At 61.8% G+C, this 18,273-nt stretch carries 12 protein-coding genes; 5 read left to right on the forward strand and 7 right to left on the reverse strand.

All coding sequences use genetic code 11. The features are described 5' to 3' along the window. Positions 1-55: 55 nt before the first annotated feature. Genes mpl through EGJ68_RS04745 form a run of 4 tightly spaced genes read left to right on the forward strand, consistent with a single transcriptional unit; the run spans position 56 to position 4,917 of the window. A complete protein-coding gene (mpl, locus tag EGJ68_RS04730) occupies positions 56-1,426 on the forward strand; it encodes a UDP-N-acetylmuramate:L-alanyl-gamma-D-glutamyl-meso-diaminopimelate ligase (RefSeq protein ID WP_123033352.1) in 1,371 nt (456 codons plus the stop codon). After that, entirely contained in the window at positions 1,426-4,047 is a 2,622-nt protein-coding gene (locus EGJ68_RS04735) for an efflux RND transporter permease subunit (protein WP_123033353.1), read from the forward strand. The genes mpl and EGJ68_RS04735 overlap by 1 nt, the downstream gene beginning before the upstream one ends. After that, complete coding sequence (locus tag EGJ68_RS04740; RefSeq protein ID WP_123033354.1) at positions 4,047-4,304, forward strand: YkgJ family cysteine cluster protein; 258 nt, start codon at positions 4,047-4,049, stop codon at positions 4,302-4,304. Before EGJ68_RS04735 ends, EGJ68_RS04740 begins: the two co-directional genes overlap by 1 nt. A 13-nt stretch (positions 4,305-4,317) precedes the next feature. Next, positions 4,318-4,917 carry an LON peptidase substrate-binding domain-containing protein gene (locus tag EGJ68_RS04745; RefSeq protein ID WP_123033355.1) on the forward strand — a complete coding sequence of 200 codons (600 nt, stop codon included), beginning with the start codon at positions 4,318-4,320 and terminating at the stop codon, positions 4,915-4,917. A 25-nt stretch (positions 4,918-4,942) separates the two neighbouring features. Here EGJ68_RS04745 and EGJ68_RS04750 read toward each other — a convergent pair whose 3' ends face one another. The 5 genes from EGJ68_RS04750 to EGJ68_RS04770 all read right to left on the reverse strand — a co-directional run bounded on the left by EGJ68_RS04750 (position 4,943) and on the right by EGJ68_RS04770 (position 11,310). Then, on the reverse strand, positions 4,943-5,593 hold the full coding sequence (locus EGJ68_RS04750) for a tetratricopeptide repeat protein (protein ID WP_123033356.1): 651 nt from the start codon (positions 5,591-5,593) through the stop codon (positions 4,943-4,945). Positions 5,594-5,673: 80 nt separating this feature from the next. Next, a complete protein-coding gene (locus EGJ68_RS04755) occupies positions 5,674-7,353 on the reverse strand; it encodes an alkaline phosphatase D family protein (protein WP_123033357.1) in 1,680 nt (559 codons plus the stop codon). 57 nt (positions 7,354-7,410) lie between these two features. Then, positions 7,411-9,783, reverse strand: a complete 2,373-nt coding sequence (locus EGJ68_RS04760; RefSeq protein ID WP_123033358.1) for a TonB-dependent receptor domain-containing protein — start codon at positions 9,781-9,783, stop codon at positions 7,411-7,413. A gap of 149 nt (positions 9,784-9,932) precedes the next feature. Further along, positions 9,933-10,886 (reverse strand): M56 family metallopeptidase, encoded by a 954-nt coding sequence (locus tag EGJ68_RS04765; protein ID WP_158283496.1) that lies wholly within the window; start codon positions 10,884-10,886, stop codon positions 9,933-9,935. Then, positions 10,876-11,310 carry a BlaI/MecI/CopY family transcriptional regulator gene (locus EGJ68_RS04770; RefSeq protein ID WP_123033360.1) on the reverse strand — a complete coding sequence of 145 codons (435 nt, stop codon included), beginning with the start codon at positions 11,308-11,310 and terminating at the stop codon, positions 10,876-10,878. Before EGJ68_RS04770 ends, EGJ68_RS04765 begins: the two co-directional genes overlap by 11 nt. A gap of 218 nt (positions 11,311-11,528) precedes the next feature. On the opposite strand from EGJ68_RS04770, the gene EGJ68_RS04775 reads away from it, so the two are divergent. Beyond that, positions 11,529-13,499 (forward strand): TonB-dependent receptor, encoded by a 1,971-nt coding sequence (locus tag EGJ68_RS04775; protein ID WP_233248670.1) that lies wholly within the window; start codon positions 11,529-11,531, stop codon positions 13,497-13,499. 65 nt (positions 13,500-13,564) lie between these two features. On the opposite strand, the gene EGJ68_RS04780 is transcribed toward EGJ68_RS04775, so the two are convergent. After that, complete coding sequence (locus EGJ68_RS04780; protein ID WP_199227916.1) at positions 13,565-15,535, reverse strand: tetratricopeptide repeat-containing sulfotransferase family protein; 1,971 nt, start codon at positions 15,533-15,535, stop codon at positions 13,565-13,567. 2 nt (positions 15,536-15,537) lie between these two features. Continuing rightward, entirely contained in the window at positions 15,538-18,225 is a 2,688-nt protein-coding gene (locus tag EGJ68_RS04785) for a TonB-dependent receptor (RefSeq protein ID WP_123033363.1), read from the reverse strand. Between the last annotated feature and the right edge of the window lie 48 nt (positions 18,226-18,273).

Consider the following 18,273-nt stretch of genomic DNA (forward strand, 5'->3'; position numbering starts at 1 on the left):
GCTGTGGTTGCCTGCTGCGTGCTAGACTGCGCGGCTTCACTGGAGGGCGCGGCGCTTGAGCGGACACATTCATATTCTGGGTATCTGCGGTACATTTATGGGCGGAGTTGCGTTGTTGGCGCGCGAACTCGGCTACCGCGTGACCGGCTCCGATGCCAACGTCTATCCCCCCATGAGTACGCAGCTGCAAGCCGCGGGCATTGAGTTGATGGAGGGCTACGCGCCGGAGCATTTGCAGCCAGCGCCGGATACCGTGGTGGTGGGCAACGCGATGCGCCGCGGCAATCCCGCGGTCGAGTACCTGTTGAACGCGGGCCTGCCCTACACCTCCGGGCCGCAATGGCTCGCCGAACACGTGCTGCAGGACAAATGGGTGCTGGCGGTATCGGGTACGCACGGCAAAACCACGACCAGCAGCCTGCTGGCCTGGATTCTGGAGTATGCCGGGCTGGCACCGGGTTTCCTGATTGGCGGTGTACCGGCAAACTTCGGCCAGTCCGCACGCGGCACCAGTGGCAACTTCTTTGTGGTGGAAGCCGACGAATACGACACGGCCTTTTTTGACAAGCGCTCGAAGTTTGTTCACTACCGGCCGCGCACGGTCACCATCAACAATCTTGAGTTTGACCACGCGGATATCTTCCCGGACCTCGCGGCCATTCAGCGGCAGTTTCACCATCTCGTGCGCTGCGTGCCGGGGGAAGGGTTGGTGATCCATCCGCAGGGACAGGCAGCGGTTGATGACGTGCTGGCCATGGGGTGCTGGACGCCGGCACAGTCGTTCACTCTGGACGGCGAGGCCGACTGGAGTGCCACCCTGCTGGCCCCGGATGCGTCGCGTTTTGCCGTGCGCGACCCCGCAGGGTCCACGGCAGAAGTGGCCTGGGGGTTCCTGGGGCGCCACAATGTGGAGAACGCACTGGCTGCGCTGGCAGCGGCGCGGCATGTGGGTGTGCCGTTGCAGCAGGGTGTGGCAGCGCTGGCCGGGTTCCGTGGGGTCAAACGCCGGCTGGAATTGTTGGGTGAGGTGGGAGGTGTAACCGTCTATGACGACTTTGCGCATCACCCCACTGCCATTGCGACAACCCTGCAGGGTTTGCGCGCCAGCGCCGCGGGCCGCGTGATTGCCGTAGTTGAACCGCGCTCCAACACTATGCGTATCGGTCAACATCGACGTGCGCTGCAGGATTGTACGCGCGACGCTGACGCTGTGTACTGGTTCCAGCCGCCGGGCATGGACTGGTCGCTCGATGCGGTAGCGGCGGCGAGTACTGTACCGGCCACTGTGGCCCACGACATCGACCAGTTGGCGCGGCGTGTGGCGCAAGAATCGCGACCCGGAGACCGGGTGGTCATAATGAGCAATGGCGGCTTTGGTGGCATTCACCAGCGTCTGCTGGATGAATTGAAGGCGGCAAATTCCTGATGCGTAACCACCCTCTGCTCCGCGCCTATGACACCCTGGTGCTGCGTCGCCCCTGGATCTCGCTGGCCCTCGTCGCCCTGGTGCTGGTACTCAGTGCCTCACAACTGGGCAAAATCAAGCTCGATGCGTCGGCTGACTCCCTGATGTTGCAGGGTGACCCCGCACTGGACTTCTTTCGCGACGTGTCCGCTGAATACGGGGCCGAGGATTTCCTGCTGCTGACCTGGCAGCCCGACGCGCCGCTGCTCAGTGACGCGTCGCTGGACCCGCTCAAGCGCATGGCAGACGAGCTGCGCACACTGCCGCGGGTATCCTCCGTGGTTACTGTGTGGGATGTGCCGCTGCTGGAGAGCCCGCCGGTCAGCCTGTCGGATATCACCTCCGGCGATCCGCTGCCCAGCCTGAACGACCCGCAGGTGGATCGCGCCATGGCGCTGGAAGAGTTCACCACCAGTCCCATTTATGCGGAATTGCTGGCCAGCCGCGAGGGCGATCTGACCGCCGTGCAGGTCAACCTGCAACGAGACACGCGCTACTTCGACCTGCTGCAGCAGCGTGATGCGCTGCGCGCCAAGGCGGAGGCGGGTGCCTTGAGCGCCGCGGAAGAGGCGGCCCTTGAGGCGGTCGAGGTGGCGTTCAAGGCGCACACGGCTCAAGCGCTGGAGCAGCAGAGTCAGCTGGTGCAGTCGGTGCGCACCATCGCCGATGGTTATCGCCAGCACGCGCGCATCTTTGTCGGCGGTGTGCCCATGATCACGGCGGATATGGTCAGTTTCGTGCGCAGCGATCTGGTGCTGTTTGGCACGGCGATACTCGGCGTCATGCTGGTCGTGCTCGCTCTCATTTTCCGCCGCGTGCGCTGGACGGTGATTCCCCTGGCCACGTGCATGGCCTCTGTGACGGTGATGCTGGGTCTGCTCGGCTGGCTGGACTGGCGCATGACCGTGATCTCGTCGAACTTTGTTGCAGTGTTGTTGATTATCAGCCTCGCCATTGCCATCCACCTGGTGGTGCGCTACCGGGAACTGCATGCCGAGGACCCGGAGGGCGACCTGCATGACCGTGTGTTGCAGACGGTGGCGTTGATGGCGGTGCCCTGCGTCTATACGGGCATTACCACCATCGTCGCGTTCATGTCACTGGTGGTGTCCGGCATCCAGCCGGTGATCGATTTCGGCTGGATGATGACGGTGGGTATCCTGGTGGCACTGGTGCTGGCGTTCATTATGGTGCCGTGCCTGATTGAGGTCTGGCCCAAAGGCCGCCCTTTCCGTTTCCGTCAGGAAGGCGAGCCGTTGACGCTGCATTTTGCGCGGGCGACTGAGCACTTTGGCAAAACCATCCTGGTGGCGACCGCGATTGTTGTGGGGCTCACGGTGCTGGGTATTTCGCGCCTGCAGGTGGAAAACCGCTTTATCGACTACTTCAAGGAGACCACGGAAATCTATCAGGGTATGGAGCTGCTGGATTCACGCCTCGGCGGCACCATTCCACTGGACATCATTTTCTCCGGCCCCGATGCCACAGCGCCGCTGCCCGGCCTGGAAGACATGCAACCGGCGGCGGACGCACCCGCGGAAGACGATCCGTTCCTCGACGGTGACACAGCGCAATTCGCCGCCGCCGATGAACCTGCTGCAGATGACTGGGGCGATGACTTCGATGGCGGATTTGACGAGTTCGGCGGCAGCGAAGACAGCTTTACTCCGAGCTATTGGTTCAGCCTGGAAGGCATGCGCCTGCTGGATGCGGCCCATGAGCACGTGGACAGTCAGGAAGAAACCGGCAAGGTGCTGTCGCTGTCGACCACTTTTTCGGTGGTGAAGGATCTGCTGGGCGACGACATCGGCAGCGTTGAGCTGGCGCTGGTGCAGAAGAGCCTCCCGGCGGACGTTGCCGAGCTGATGGTAGATCCCTATTTTTCCGAGGACAAAGAGCAGGCGCGCATTACCGTACGAGTGAAAGAAACCAGTGAGCAATTGCGCCGCGATGCATTCCTGTCCCGCCTGCACAATGAGCTTGTTGAGGTGACCGGGCTGGCGCCGGAGCGGATTCGTTTCACCGGCATGCTGGTGCTCTACAACAACGTGCTGCAAAGCCTGTTCCAGTCGCAGATTCTCACTCTGGGCGCTGTGTTCATCGCCATCATGCTGATGTTCCTGCTGCTGTTCCGCTCCCTGTCGCTTGCATTTATTGCGCTGGCGCCGAATATTGTGGCCGCCGGTTTGGTACTCGGCGTTATGGGTCTGGCGGGCATTCCGCTGGATATCATGACCATCACCATTGCCGCCATTGTGGTGGGCATCGGTGTGGATGACTGTATTCACTACGTACACCGGTTTCAGCGCGAGTTCCCGCGCGACCGCAATTACGTGGCGGCCATGTACCGCTGCCACGGGAGTATTGGCCGGGCCATGTACTACACGACAGTGACGGTAGTGATCGGCTTTTCGATGCTGACGCTGTCCAATTTCAATCCGAGTATTTATTTCGGCCTGCTCACGGTGCTGGCGATGGCCGTGGCAGTGATTGGTGCACTGCTGCTGTTGCCCAGATTGATTCTGCTGATGCGCCCCCTTGGCCCTGAGGCCGATGCGGCCTCCGAGGCGGAGGCGGGCTGATGGAGTGTCGCGCCGGGTGCGGTGCCTGCTGTGTGGCACCTTCCATCTCTACGCGCTTTTATGGCATGCCCGAGGGCAAGCCGGCGGGGGTGCGCTGTGTTCACCTGACGCCGGAGCGCCTCTGTGGCTTGTTTGGCGACCCCAGACGCCCCGCGGTGTGCAGTGCTTTTCAGGCGGATGTCGACGTGTGCGGTGACAACCGCAGGGCGGCATTGGCCAATCTGGAGCAGCTGGAAATTCTCAGCCGCCCCGACTGAACGGGAGTACCCGATGTCTACAACCGAATTACCCCTGTTTCCCCTGTCTGCGGTGCTCTTGCCCTACGGCAAGATGCCACTGCAGATTTTTGAACAGCGTTACCTGGACCTGGTGCGTGATTGCATGAAGAACGGCACCGACTTCGGTGTGGTCTGGATACGTCGCGGAGAGGAAGTGGCGGTGAAGGGCACGCGGCAACAACTTGGCGACATCGGAACGCGCGCACGCATTGTGGACTTTGACCAGTTGCCGAACGGTTTGCTGGGCGTGACCATTGAAGGCCGGGAACGGTTCCACCTCAGCGATACCCGGGTGGCCACGAATGGACTGGTATTGGGCAACGTTGCGTTCGAGCCCATGCCCGAGTCGGCCGCGCTCGACGATGCCTGGCTGTCGTTGCGGGAAATCCTCGAGAACCTGAAGCAGCATCCGCACGTCAGGCGCATGGGACTGGAGATCGACTTCGATGACGCCTGGCAGGTGGGTTACACGCTGGCGCAGTTGCTGCCGCTGGAGGAGTCACTGAAGTATGCGCTCCTCAACGCCGGTGACATTGAGGAGCTGATGGATCAACTGGACCTGATCCTGAGCGATATCAGTGGTGAGGGGTAGTTCCCGCCTGGAGCCAATAAGCTCGTCAGTTTGTTGAAAGCTTTGCCAGCAGTGCTTCGGCTTCGGCCTTGCGAGCCGCATCTGCGGCGTTGCGCCCGGGTCTAGGTGCCGCTCTCAGAACGCGTTCCAAGTGTTCTTTCGCTTTGTCCGTTTCGCCCTCACTCGCGAGAAACTCGGCAAGGAAAAAGTTGCTGTCGATACCCTCGGGGTTGGCCTGCAGGCCGGCTTCGAGATATTCGAGCGCTTTCTTGCTGTTTCCAAAGCCCACCGGCCAGCCTGGCACCCGCGCATACAGTGTGCCGAGGCTGACGAGGGCAGCGCCGTCGCTGACGGTTGGATCAATGGCCACTGCTCGCTCGAAATCGTCGCGAGCGGCTTTGGCGTAACCCAGCGCGTCAAGACCGCCGACAACACCCGCGAATGAGGAGCGGATGATGCCGCACCAGGTGAGTGCCTGGGCGTCATCCGGCTGCTTATCAAGCAGTTCGTCACAGCGCGCGAGCAGGCCGCCATAGGCCGCTTCCTGCTCCTGCGTGGGCAGCTCGAAGTTGACATGCTCCCACTGGGTGCGCAGTGCGCTCACCTCTGCGTTTACTGAAGCGAGTGCGGGTGTGATTGCGGCGAGGCCTGCAAGTACACCAAAAAGTGTGGAGCACAGTCGAGGGTAGGTTTGCATGGTGCGGTTTCTCCTGGAGCGTTCTCTGCACTATACGAAAAAAACCTTAAGGTGGCCTTATGCGCATCTCCGCCAGCATTCTAGCCTGCAACCTCGTAGCTCAGGCCCGAGTCGCTGTGACTCATCACCACGCTGCGAAGCATGCCGGTGTGGTAATCACGGCTGAGGATATTACTGACCTTGACAAAATCAGCCTGCAGTCGCGCCGGGGTGACCCGTACACGCAGGTAACCGTTGCTGATGCCGTCGGTCCAGAGCACCTCGGGGTTGCTGGATACCAGCCGCTCGTCCATCCTCCGCGCACCCTCAGTGCCGAACTCAAGGAAATCGCCGGGTGAGGTGATGCCGGTGGTACCCAGCTCTACCCCCATCGCACGGCCCCCGTTGTCGTACAGCGCATTCTGCCAGAAACTGTGGCTATCGCCGGTCAGCACCACGAGGTCGTTGACGTCGGCATTCTGGCAGCTCTGGTAGAACGCCTCCCGTGCCCTCGGGTAGCCGTCCCAAGGGTCGAGGTAGAGCGGAAGGCCCAGCTCACCGAGGCGCTGGAAGTACTGCGCGCGTTGCAGATTTTCACTACTCACCCGGCCCTTGAGGTAGTTCATGTCTGCAGCATCAAGCCGGGGGGCAGACATTCTCGCCATGGGTATCTGATTGCCCAGCATGCGCCAGGGCCGCGCAGCCGAAACCGATTCGGCCAGTGCGGCCGCCGCGAAGGCCTGCATATCCGCCGACAGCATTTCCCGCCCGGGTGCACCCACCACGTCTCGCAGGAACGTTTCGGCAGCGTCCGGTGTCATCTCCAGCAGCGCTGGTATGTCATAGTCAATTTGCTGTGCACGACCGGTATGACGTGTTTCCAGTGTCACCAGTGAGGCCAGGTCACCGAAGCGGAAATGGCGCCAGTAGGCCGCCGGGTCTTCGCCAATGTCCGGTTCACGCACCGGCATCCATTCATACCAGGCCTGCAGGGAAGCGCTGCGCCGCGTGCGCCAGCTGCCCTCCGTTGCGGGTTGGTGGTTCTCTGCGCCTTCCTGCCAGGGGTTGTTGGTAGATTCGTGATCGTCCCACAGGGGAATCAGCGGGTGAGCGGCATGCATTTCTCGCGATTGGGCGTCCGCTTTGTATTGGGCGTGTCGCAGCCGGCAGTCGGTGAGCGATACCATTTCCCGCGGTGGGTTGTGCTGCCGTCCCAGCTGCGCGCCAATACCGCCGCCATAACCATCGGGCCCGTACTCGTAGAGGTAGTCCCCCAGGTGCAATACGAATTCGACCGACTCATCCCGGGCAATGGCCTCGTAGGCATTGAAGTAACCAAAAGGAAAATTGGAGCACGACGCCACTGCCAGGCCGAGGTAATCCAGGGCTCCATTGGGGAGGGTGCGCGTACGGCCCACGGGCGATGTCTGCGCACCGGCACGAAAGCGGTAGTAGTAGGTGGCACCCGGTTTCAGGCCGTCGACCACAACCTTTACGGTGTGGTCGCGTTGTTGCCCGGTTGCGCTACGTCCGCGCTGCAGGGTGTGATCAAAGGTCGGGTTCTCAGCGATTTCCCACTCGCATTCGGCGACGCCGGCTGTGGTGGTCAACCGCGTCCACAGTACAACAGAGCTGTGATCCGGGTCGCCGCTTGCTACGCCGTGTTGGAAGACGCTATCCGGGTTCGCGGTAGCGCCCGGCACACGCAGCCCCACCGGTAGCAGCAGGCTGGCAGACAACCCGGACAGTATCTGACGGCGGGTAAGTGGAAGGCGTTTCATGTCATTTCCTCGCATAAAAAAGCCGGCCCGTGGGCCGGCAAGCACGCTTACAGGGTTCTAGAGATCTACTGTCAGTGAGGCGGAGACGGTGCGCGGTGCGCCGATCCAGGCGCCTTCCCCGGCGATACCCCCCAGATAATCTTCGTCGAAGGCGTTGTTCAGGAGCAGTGTGATGCTCCAGTTGCCAGCGCCGTTGGCCTCTCCACTACCGTTGAGCGTGATGTAGGCATCCACCGTGGTGTAGCTGTCCGCTACCCAGCTGTTGTCGAGCCGTATGGGGCGCTCACCGGTGTGTTTGCCGCTGATTCCGGCCGCCAGTCGGTCGCCGGTCCAATCCAGAGACAGAACCAGTTGCTGGTCGGGAATACCCACCACATCGTTGCCTGGTGCAATACCCAGGCCGGTGTCTACCGCGGGGTCCCCAGTGCCCACGTAGCTGGCGTCGTTCAGAGTGAATGCACCGTAGAGCGAGAGGTTGTCGCTGAGACGGTAGTCCGCTGTAAGCTCGACACCATCCGATTCGATGCCGCCGGCGTTGAAGTAGGTGCCGTTGGTGCCGATCAGATAATCGGGTCCCGCAGCACTTTCCGGGCTGAGGAAAATGATGCGGTTCTCAAAGTCGGTCTGGAAGGCGGTTGCGGTGAGGAACAGGTCGCCGTTGCGATAACGCAGGCCGGCCTCGAGGTTCTCGGCTGTTTCCGGCTCAAGAGCGTCCAGGTCTGACTCGGGGCGCTCCAGAATCTCGTCGTAGATGGCTTTGAAATTCTCCGCGTAGCCGGCGAAGAATTCGAGTCCTTCAAGCGGGGTCTCCCACAGGAGCCCACCGGAGAACAGAACGTCCGAGTCAGAATTGACTGTCACGTCGGTGGTCTCGGCAAAGTTGTCCTGGCGTTCAAGGTCCACCAGAAATTGCTTGATACCCAGCGTGAGCTGCACTGAAGCAAGCTGCAGGCTGTCTTCTGCGTACCATTTGAAAACTTCCTGCGGGTAGCTGCGATCGTACTGTGTCCAGTACGGTATGTTGTCGAACTCGATGCCCACGCGAGCATCGGTAAGCTTCTGCCAGGTGCGCGTCTCGTCGCGCTGCTGGTCTTCATACCATAGCCCGGCGCGCAGCGTGTTGGCCAGGCCGCCGAGGTCAGCGCTCCAATCGCCATCGACCATGAAGCCATAACGTTCTTTCTGGTAGTTGGTGTGGCGGTAGGACTGCACCGGTATCGCTCCGGGCGCGTAGCAGGCGGGGTCGTAGCTGGCACCGGCACCACCGTAGGGGAAGGTGATGGAGGAGGTGCAGCCTGCGCGTGGGCTCAGCGCATTACCGGCGCCATCGACGAAGTAGATTTGGCCCAGCGCACTGCCGCCGTTAACGCTGGCCGTGCCCAAAGCTTCCGACTGGGGGCCCGCGCCATCGTTCACCACGTCAACCAGGTAGGGCGGGATCCAGTCGCCGCGGCCTTCGTTGTCGTGATAGTAGCCACCCACGGTCAGGCGCAAATCACTGCTGAGCTCCATGCTGGCCTTCACGTACGCCAGCAGGTTTTCGCGCAGGGTAGACCAGCCGCGGCGATAAACCTGGTCCACATAGGGAATACCGGTCCAGATGTCTGTTAGCCTGTCCCACTCCGGGTTGCCGCGAAATTCCTCGGGGCTGAACAGGCGCTGGTAATTGTCCTCGTGTGTGTCGTCGTAGGAAGCGTACGCGGTGATTTCTGTATTGCCGATTTCAGAGATCATCTTGGCGGCCAGGTGGTCGCGTTCGTTTTCCGCTGCACCGTTAACCCAGTCGCTGGCACTCTGGTGTGAGGCTGAAAACCATGCGCGCGTGCCATTGGCAAGCCGACCTGTATCCACCCTCACGTAATAGCGTTCGGCATCGTACTCGCCGGCTGAGCCCTGAAAGCGGATGCGCGCTTCTTCCTCGGGGTCATCCGAGACGAAGTCGATGGTGCCGCCGAGCGCGTCGAGAGCCCGAGAGGCAATATCAGCCGTGCCCTGGGAGACCGTAACCGTGCGCAGGTTGGCGGTATCCAGGTAGCGGTTTGCCTTGGCACCGCCGCCGTAGCCGCTGCCGCCGTTGGGTATGCCGTCCAGTGTGGTGCCAATCTGTTGCTCATCGAGACTGTTCTGGAAGCCGCGCACCGCAATGGTCGTGGACCAGTCATCGAATCCGTAGGCATCGCCTTCCTGAATCGAAACACCGGGCAGGTTGTCGATCAGGGCATTCACACTGGTCATCGGCGACTGCTGCATTTTCATACTGTCGGTGACCACGTTGTTGCCATAGTGCTGACTGCGTGCCACCACGGTGATTTCTTCCAGTGCAGGGTCGCCATTCTGTGCACCCGCGGCAGCAGAAAGCGAGAGACCGCTGGCAATAGCCAGACGCACAAGGCGCGCGCACGGACGACGAGCGAAATTCGGTTGAAACATACCCTTCCCCATTCGAACAAAGCGTTGGTGTGAGGCTCGGCAACAGGTTGACGTGAATCGCAGCTGACCTGATTGCCGGCGAGCGCTACTTTAGGCAGCGCTTATGAACGCGCCATGAAGAAGGGATGATGATTTTGTGAAATTGAAGGCTAGTGCAGCAACTCAATGCCAGTATGTGCGAGCGCGGTGCTGACACAGACTTGCAGGACCCAGATGGCCGCAATCGCAGCCAGCAGGAATGGTAACTGTTGGGTGTTCTGGCCGCTCTCCCTGAGGGCCGCGATGCGCTGTTGCGCGCAGTCGCTGCTGGCCTGTGGGTCGATGTGCTGTGACGGGCTTGCCGCATTTCGGTCCAGGTGGGCAATAACGCTGGCCACCCGGTCGGCACTGCCAGTCGCTTTGAGGGCGGCCTGGTCGCAGGCTATCTCGGTGGCGGTCTTGAAGTCGCTGTGCAAATGTCGCCGGCGGGCGCGTGGCCAAAGACAGGTGACAACAGCCAACAGGGCCTTGCGCAGGTTATCCCGACGCCGAAGATGCGCATATTCGTGTTCCAGCACAATCTCCAGCTCGGCGGCAGGCAGGGTTTCAAGCATGCTGCGCGACACATACACCTCCGGGCGCAGCCAGCCAATACACCAGGCTGCCGGGGCTGCTCCTTCAACCACGTGGTAGTGATGGCTCCGGGTGCTGCGCGACAGCGCGAACAGCGTTCTGAGTTGCCCTTGCAGGCGCATGGCGAGCAGGATCATTGCGCCAAGCAACGCCAGGCCAATCCCACCGGCTGCTGCCGCCATGCCAATGCGCAGTGCTGCGTGGGCGTCCGAGACCGGCACATGCGGCGCACAGTTCAGCCCATGACAGTGGCCTGGAATAAGCGGGGCGGAAAGCGCCGGGGTCATCACCAGCAGTGTTGCCAGGCTTGCAGCAACAGGTGGAATGCCCCCCCACAGTAAGAGCAGGCTCGCTTTGTGTGCAGCACGGACACGGCCGCAACTGCGTTGCAGCAGCGGGTAGAGCAGCGCATGAAGCAGTGACGAGAACAGGAACACGGCACACCAGATCAGCACCGCGTCCGCGGCCTTCGATAACAGCTCAGTGTTCATCCGGAGCCTGAGAGCTTGCGCCGAGAAGTGCTTCAATCGCAGCGGCTGTTGCCTCGTCGTCTTCGGCGACATAGCGCGCAAAGCCGGAAATCACGGGGAGCAGGTCGCCGTCGGCGATGTCCCGTGTGATGTCGCGCAGCAGTGTCTTGATGAGCTCTTCCCGCGGCACGCGGTGGCGGTAGACGAAAGCTCGCGCCTCCTTTTCACGGCTTGCCATACCTTTGCGGTAAAGCCTTTCCAGGGTGCTCTGTACCGTGCTCAGCCGAATTCCTGCGGTTGGCATGGCTTCCAGCACCTGCACGGCGGACTGGGGCTGCCCACGCCACAATATGCTCATCACCGCGAGCTCGCGCTCGCCAAGCCGGGGCGCCCGGCGTGTGCGCAGGCCGAGCCGGTGCAGCAGGCTGCGTGTCTGTTCGGGCATAAAACCGACCTGTTATCGGTGTTGGCGGGTCGTGATACAACATCGTGATTGAACACAAGGAGTGTAGCGTGATCGGAGACGGGACGGAAACGGTAGTGCCAAAGGCGGCAGCAACTCCATGCGGGTTCCAGGGCCAGCGCATCTCTTGCCAGGTGGTGGCCGGGGTACTTCTGGGCGCGAGCCTCGCTGTACAGGGCCAAACCCTGGAAACGGTAGCTGTGGAAGGACGCCGCGTCAGCCTGCTGGGTGATGCGATAACGGCCTCGGAGGGTATTATCGGGCAGCAGGAGATCGCCCTCAGACCGTTGCTGCGCAGCGGCGAGGTGCTGGAGCTGGTGCCGGGCATGGTGGTGACACAGCACAGTGGCACAGGCAAGGCCAATCAGTATTTTCTGCGCGGCTTCAACCTGGACCACGGTACGGATTTCGCCACCTTTATAGACGGTATGCCGCTGAACATGCGTACCCACGGCCACGGCCAGGGCTATACCGACCTGAATCCCGTCATTCCCGAAACACTTGCCAACATCGCCTACAAAAAGGGACCGTATTACGCGGATGTGGGCGACTTCAGCGGCGCCGGCAGCGCGGAAATGCGCACCGTGGACCGGGTGGATGAGGGCCTGGCCGAGATCACCTGGGGTGAAGATGGTTACCAGCGCCTGGTTGTGGTTGATAGCCAGAATGCCGCCGGCGGTGACTGGCTCTATGCGCTGGAGGGCAATCGCTACGACGGGCCCTGGCGCGGTATCGAAGAAGATCTGTCGCGCATCAACCTGTTGCTGAAGCACACCCGCGACGTGGCCGCGGGCAGTCTCAGCCTGACCGCGATGGCCTACGACAACAGCTGGAACAGCGCCGACCAGATACCGGCCCGAGCCGTAACCCAGGGCATCATCGACGACCTGGGTGTGATCGACGACACCGTGGGGGGCGAGTCCAGCCGCTACAGCCTGAGCGCCGCGTGGCGCGGCGGTGCGTGGGAGGTGGATGCATGGCTGGCGCGCTATGACCTGAACCTGTGGTCCAATTTCACGTATTTCCTCGATGATCCCGAGGGCGGCGACCAGTTCGAGCAGGTAGACGAGAGGTTCCTCTATGGCGGGCGATTGCGCTACATCCATACCGGCACCCTGGCCGGCCTGCCGATGACGCAGGCCTTCGGCGCCGAACTGCGAGTCGATGATATCGAGGAAGTGGGCCTGTATCGCAGCCGTGCGCGGCAACGCACTGGTCCGGTACGCAGCGATGCGGTGGATGAGTCCAGTATTGGCCTGTTCTGGGAGCAGAAGCTGCAGTGGTCGCTACGGTTGCGCTCGGTGTTGGGTGTGCGTTATGACTATTTCGACTTCGATGTCGACAGTGCCATTGAGCGCAATATCAACGGCATCGACCTCGCGCCCAATGGTGGCACGGCTGATGATGACTTGTGGTCCCTCAAGGGCAGCCTGGTTTACACCCTGGGCAGCGACTGGGAAGCCTATGCATCCGCAGGGCAGGGGTATCATTCCAACGATGCCCGCGGCACAACCACTCGCATCGACCCTGCCGATGGCACCGCCATTGATGCGGTAGATCCACTGGTGCGCTCGCTGGGCTACGAGGCCGGTGTGCGTGGTTACTGGCGCGAGCGCCTGAATACCTCGCTCGCGGTCTGGTATCTGGAGCTGGATAGCGAACTGCTGTTTGTGGGTGACGCCGGCAACACCGAAGCGAGCGGTCGCTCTGAACGCGAAGGTGTCGAACTTACCGCCTATTACTCGCTTACGGAGGCGTGGACGCTGGACCTGGAATACTCATGGACTGACGCACGCTTCAGTGACGCGCCTGCGGGGGAACGCGAGATTCCCGGAGCCGTTGAGCATGTGGTGCAGGCGGGCATCAGCCTGGATGACGGGCAGGACTGGTTTGGCAGCCTGCGCCTGCGCTACTTCGGCGAGCGTCCGCTGGTCGAGGATGCCAGCGTGAAGTCAGACGCCACGTTCTCGGTCAATCTGGGTCTGGGTCGCCGACTGGGCCCCTGGACGCTGCGCGCAGATATCCTGAATTTGCTCGATAGCGATGACCACGACATCGATTACTTCTATGCGTCGCGCCTGCCCGGCGAAGCGGCGGCCGGTGTCGAGGACCTGCACTATCACGTACTTGAGCCACGTACCGTGCGCCTGACGGCGGGTTATCGCTTCTAACGGTGACGGTTCGACGGTTCGACGGTTCGACGGTTCGACGGTTCGACGGTTCGACGCTTCGACGCTTAGTCTTTGGATATAGACGGGTCGCTCGCGAGTGCCAGGCGCAGCGGCTCCAGCCACTGTGCATAGTGCTTCCAGCGCGCCTGTGCCGTGCGAAACAGGGGTTGCCGCACCTGTTCCGAACTGGGTGTCCGCACCGCGCGTTCGGTGTCGTAGTAGTGCAGGCAGCCGGCCTCGAACGGCAGGCCCAGGAAGTCGAGCATGCGCCGCACCTGTCCTTCGAGGTCGTCGAGCACGTCTTCGTGTTGTACGCGCAGGACTTTCCCGGGCAGTACGCGGTCCCAGTGGCCCATAAGCTCGACGTAATCCCGGTAGTAACGCCCCAGATCGGCGAGGTCGTAGGTGAATTCCTGGCCGGAGGCAAAGAGCTGGCGGTAGTTGCCGAAACAGCAGTCCATGGCGTCGCGCCGGGCGTCGATGATGCGTGCGTTGGGCAGGATCAGGTGAATGAGGCCGATGTGGCGAAAATTGTTCGGCATCTTGTCGATGAAAAAGGGTGCGCCCTGCCGGTGAACACGGGTGGCTTCGAGGAATTGTTCGCCGTAGGCGCGCAAAGTGTCCGCATCCAGCGTGGCAAGGCGCTCCGGGTAGCCATCCCCTTCCGCTCGTGTGCCGTGCCCGTCGAGGCGCTGGGCCAGTGCCGGGATATGGTTCAGTTCCATGGTGCCGTCAATCGCCGAGTGCGATGACAGTATCTGCTCCAGTAGCGTGGAGCCGGCACGCGGCATACCGACAATGAAAATGGGGTCGGCGGCGGGGTGGCCGGTGTTTGCGTGGCTGCCGAATAGCCCGGGAGTGAAAAACGACTGCTGACGTTGCAGGCGTCGGCTCATGCGTTGTGGCTGGTAGCCGAGGGTGCTGTGCCGCAGGCGGTTGCCGCGCTCGTAATAGTCCCAGGAGGCGCTGTAGTCGCTGTTGTCCTCGCAGGCTTTGCCGAGTGCAAAACAAAGGTGGATGCGGTCCTCCAGCGCCGTGTTCTCCGCCGCTTCCTGCGTCACCATGGTGGCAATATCCGTCGCATCGAAACGGAAGGTCTTCAGGTTTGCGAGGCTCCACCAGGCGTCGCCGAAATCGAGCCTCGCACGGTTTGCCGTGCGGTAGGCGGTCACCGCCTGCTCAGTATCGCCAATGGTTTTGAGCGCATGGCCCAGGGTCAGTTGCAGTGATGGTTGCTCCGGGTTTGCTTCCAGCAGGCCCCGCAACAGCGCGATGCCCTCTTCAAACCGGCCCACAGCAATGTACTGGTTGGCCAGAGTGGCTTCTATCGACAGATTTCCCGGAAGCTCCTGCTGCAGTGCTTCTGCCGTGGCGAGGGCCTCGGTGAACCGTTGTTGCCGGTACAGCACATTCACGTGGTCCAACCGCACCAGCAGGTTGTCGGGACTGAACTCTGTGGCGCTCTCCAGCAGAAAACCGGCTTCTTCCAGCTGGCCGTGCTGCACGGCGATGGCGGCGAGCAGGCGCATGCCTTCGATATGCTGCGGGTTGTGGCGCAGGTAGTGACGACACAGCGCCTCAGCACGCTCCAGTCGACCCTCGTGCAACATGCTCTGGCCGCTGAGGATCTCTGCCGGCAGTTTGGCAAGTGCCTGCGCCTGAATCACCGCCTCGCGCGCCAGCTCCCGCCAAGCCGGGTTATCAGCGGTCAGCTGTGCGATGGCCTTCCAGCTGGCCAGCAGGGCTGGGTTGCGCGCTACCGCATTGCGATAGGCCGACAGGGCCGGCGCAGGTTGCTGCAGCGCGAGTAAGTTGTGGCCGCGTTCCTGATACAGACGAGCATGGCTGGCATCAAGGCGCTCGAGTTCCTCGAGAGTAGCCAGTGCCTGCGCATATTTGCTGAGATAGCGGCGCGCCGTGGCCAGCAGGTACAGCGCCTCACTTGCGGTACCGGTGGCAAGCGCGGCGTTAGCCGCCTGCTCGGCAGCCTGGAAGTCGCCGCGTTGCAGGCAGGCTTTTGCCGCCTCGATGCTCACCCTCAGAACAGGTCGTAGGTGAAGCGCAAGCCGAATTCCAGCGGACGATTGGTCAGAATCTTGCGCGACCCGTCTTGGGTGTTGATGTGCAGTTGCGCGCGCTCATCGGTCAGGTTGTTGACGAACAGCTCGGCCGTCCAGGTGTCCTGCCGGTAGCCCAGCGTAGCATCGGTGATGACGTAGGAGTCCTGCAGCTCGCGGCGCTGCGGTACATCGATGATTGAGCTGTAGGCCTCGTCCGAATAGCGTGACGCCAGCTGCGCATGCGCGGTGCCTTCGAATACATCCCACTCATAACGGCCGCGCAGGCTGAACTGGAACTCCGGTGCCAACGGCAGCTGGGAGCCCACGTCGGTCACCGCAAAGGCGAAGGCCGGGTTCAGGCCGACGATCTCCGTGTCGTTCCAGGAAAACGCACCGAACAGGCTGAGGTTGGCGGTGGCGAGCCAGGATAAATCACCCTCGATACCGCGGATCTCCGCGTCGCCGGCGTTATCGACGATGGTGAGGAAGTCGATATTCTGCGAGTCGATATGGCCCACTTGCATGCCGTCCCACTCGATGTAGTAAGCGGCGCCATTGAAGCGCAGGCGACGGTCCATGAACTCGCCCTTCCAGCCGAGCTCGTAGTTCACCAGTTCATCCGACTCGTAGATGAGGGGAATGCAGTATTCGGGTGTGCGCGAGACCTTGCAGGGTGCGCTGCCATCCGGCTGGGCTGTGACCTCACTGCCGGCCACGGCGCGGTTGAAGCCCTGTGGACGGAAACCCTCGGACCATGTGGCATAGAACATCAGGTCGTCCGACTGGCGCCAGCTCAGGGTCAGACGATGAATCGTATCGTCCACCGATGCCGGCTGGAAGTCGCCAATATTGACGACGTAGTCGCGCCCGCCGGTCACATCGGGCTGTGTTACCACATCCGGGTTGTTGGCCGCATTGCCATTGGCGAGATTGGGCACCGGACGGTTGCCGTATTTGAGAATGGAAAAGCCCTCAAATCCCGCTTCCAGGTCGTAGTAGCGGAAGCCGTAAGCGAAGGTGAAATCCTGCAGGAAGTCGAAGGCCAGCTCGCCGAACACGGCTATCTGCTCTTCCGGGCGCGTGATGTCGTTGGAAAACTGGGTTGTTGCACCGCGCTCGTTCGGATCATTTGCGACCAGTGGCCCGCTGCCACCGTTCAGCTGGCCGGGGTCGGGGGCGTTCCAGTCCGGATCGCCGTAGTTGAAGTCGCCCACGTGTTGCAAGTCGACATCTTCGTAAAAAACACCACCCTGAAAACGTATCCAGCGCGCGGGGTCGGTGTTGAAGCGCAGTTCATGGGTGGTGCGCTCCATTTCGTTGCTGATGGCGGCAAAACCCGCGCCGCTGTTGGAGCATTCGATGACGTCCGGGTCACCGGAGAGGGTGGGATCGAAGGTATAACCCACACCGCCACCGCCATGGTAGCCCGGTGTGTTGTACTCACACATGTAGCCGGCGATGTAGAAGCCCGTGTTGGCGTAGTTGGAGTAATCAATGATCTGGTCTGTTTCCCGCTTGAGGTAGGCGCCGGTATAGAGCAGTTCCAGCTCGCCCAAGCGGCCCTGCAGGGTCCAGGCGGTTTGCGAGAAGTCCTCGGTGAGGCGGTCAGGATGGTAGCGCTCCACTTCAAGGTCGCCCACTTCGGGGTCGTAGTCGAACACGCCATCGGCATCCAGTTGTTGCTGGTGGTGGGTCAGTAACAGGTCCCAGTCGTCGTTGATCAGGTATTTGACGCCGGCGCGGAAGCCCTGGTAGGTGGCATCGTTGAAGTCTTCCTCTGCCAGCGCATCGTTGTTGCGCGACTCGTATTGCACGCCGTAGGCGCGCCCGGGTTCGGCGTAGCTGCCATCAGCGAACTGGTGTCCCGTCGGGTCGCCACCGCTGGGGGTGAACACCACGCCATCAGCCGAGGGCAGGGCGGGGTTGCGTGAGGGGTCGGGTGTGAATGTGCCGCGTACATTATCGATATAGCCACCCTGGCGATCATTGAAGATCAGCACGCGGGCCGCCAGGCGGTTTTCTATCAACGGGAAGTTGAAGACGGCGCTGGCATTCGTACTGGGGTCGCCCTCCGGCATGAACGAAGTGCCAGCTTTGAACGAGGCCGAAAACTCGTCGATGACCGGCTTGTTGGTGATCAGGCGCACGGTGCCCGCCTGTGAGCTGGAGCCGAAGACCGTGCCCTGCGGTCCGGGCAATACCTCAATACGCTCCATGTCGGCGATGTACACATCCAGGTTGCGGCCACCAGCGGTAACGGGTTGCTCATCGAGATACAGGGCGACGTTGGGCGCGCTGCCATTGGCTTCCTGAATCGTGGTGTTCATCGCCTGAATAGCGGCGCCACGAATATAGATTTCGTTCTGGCCTGGCCCGCGGCCACCGGCCGTGACGTTGGGCAGGGAGGCGATGTAATCGGCAAAGTCGGTAATTCCTTGCTCGGTCATGGATTGTTCGGTGATCGCGGATACCGCAACGGGCACGTCCTGCATGCTGGCGGTACGCTTGGTGGCGGTGACCACGACTTCCTCGAGTTGCTGCGCCTGTGCTGTGCTTACCGCCAGCGCGCTGCCGGCTACGGCGGTCATGACGGCACGCGCGAGAATGCGCAGAGGTGTGCCGGGTGATGTTTTGGCGTTGAGCTGTTGAGGCTTGCTGTTCTTCATTGCGACGAGGTTCCCCATGAACGTGATGTGAAAGGTATTGTTTAGATA

This window comes from Haliea alexandrii (genome assembly GCF_003719295.1).
GTDB classification, from domain to species: Bacteria; Pseudomonadota; Gammaproteobacteria; order Pseudomonadales; family Halieaceae; genus Haliea; species Haliea alexandrii.

Excerpts from the sequence above, each read along its gene's own strand:
- EGJ68_RS04735 (WP_123033353.1), top strand. The coding sequence starts at position 1,426 with ATGCGTAACCACCCTCTGCTCCGCGCCTATGACACCCTGGTGCTGCGT.
- EGJ68_RS04740 (WP_123033354.1), top strand. The coding sequence starts at position 4,047 with ATGGAGTGTCGCGCCGGGTGCGGTGCCTGCTGTGTGGCACCTTCCATC.
- EGJ68_RS04745 (WP_123033355.1), top strand. The coding sequence starts at position 4,318 with ATGTCTACAACCGAATTACCCCTGTTTCCCCTGTCTGCGGTGCTCTTG.
- EGJ68_RS04750 (WP_123033356.1), bottom strand. The coding sequence starts at position 5,593 with ATGCAAACCTACCCTCGACTGTGCTCCACACTTTTTGGTGTACTTGCA.
- EGJ68_RS04755 (WP_123033357.1), bottom strand. The coding sequence starts at position 7,353 with ATGAAACGCCTTCCACTTACCCGCCGTCAGATACTGTCCGGGTTGTCT.
- EGJ68_RS04760 (WP_123033358.1), bottom strand. The coding sequence starts at position 9,783 with ATGTTTCAACCGAATTTCGCTCGTCGTCCGTGCGCGCGCCTTGTGCGT.
- EGJ68_RS04765 (WP_158283496.1), bottom strand. The coding sequence starts at position 10,886 with ATGAACACTGAGCTGTTATCGAAGGCCGCGGACGCGGTGCTGATCTGG.
- EGJ68_RS04770 (WP_123033360.1), bottom strand. The coding sequence starts at position 11,310 with ATGCCCGAACAGACACGCAGCCTGCTGCACCGGCTCGGCCTGCGCACA.
- EGJ68_RS04785 (WP_123033363.1), bottom strand. The coding sequence starts at position 18,225 with ATGAAGAACAGCAAGCCTCAACAGCTCAACGCCAAAACATCACCCGGC.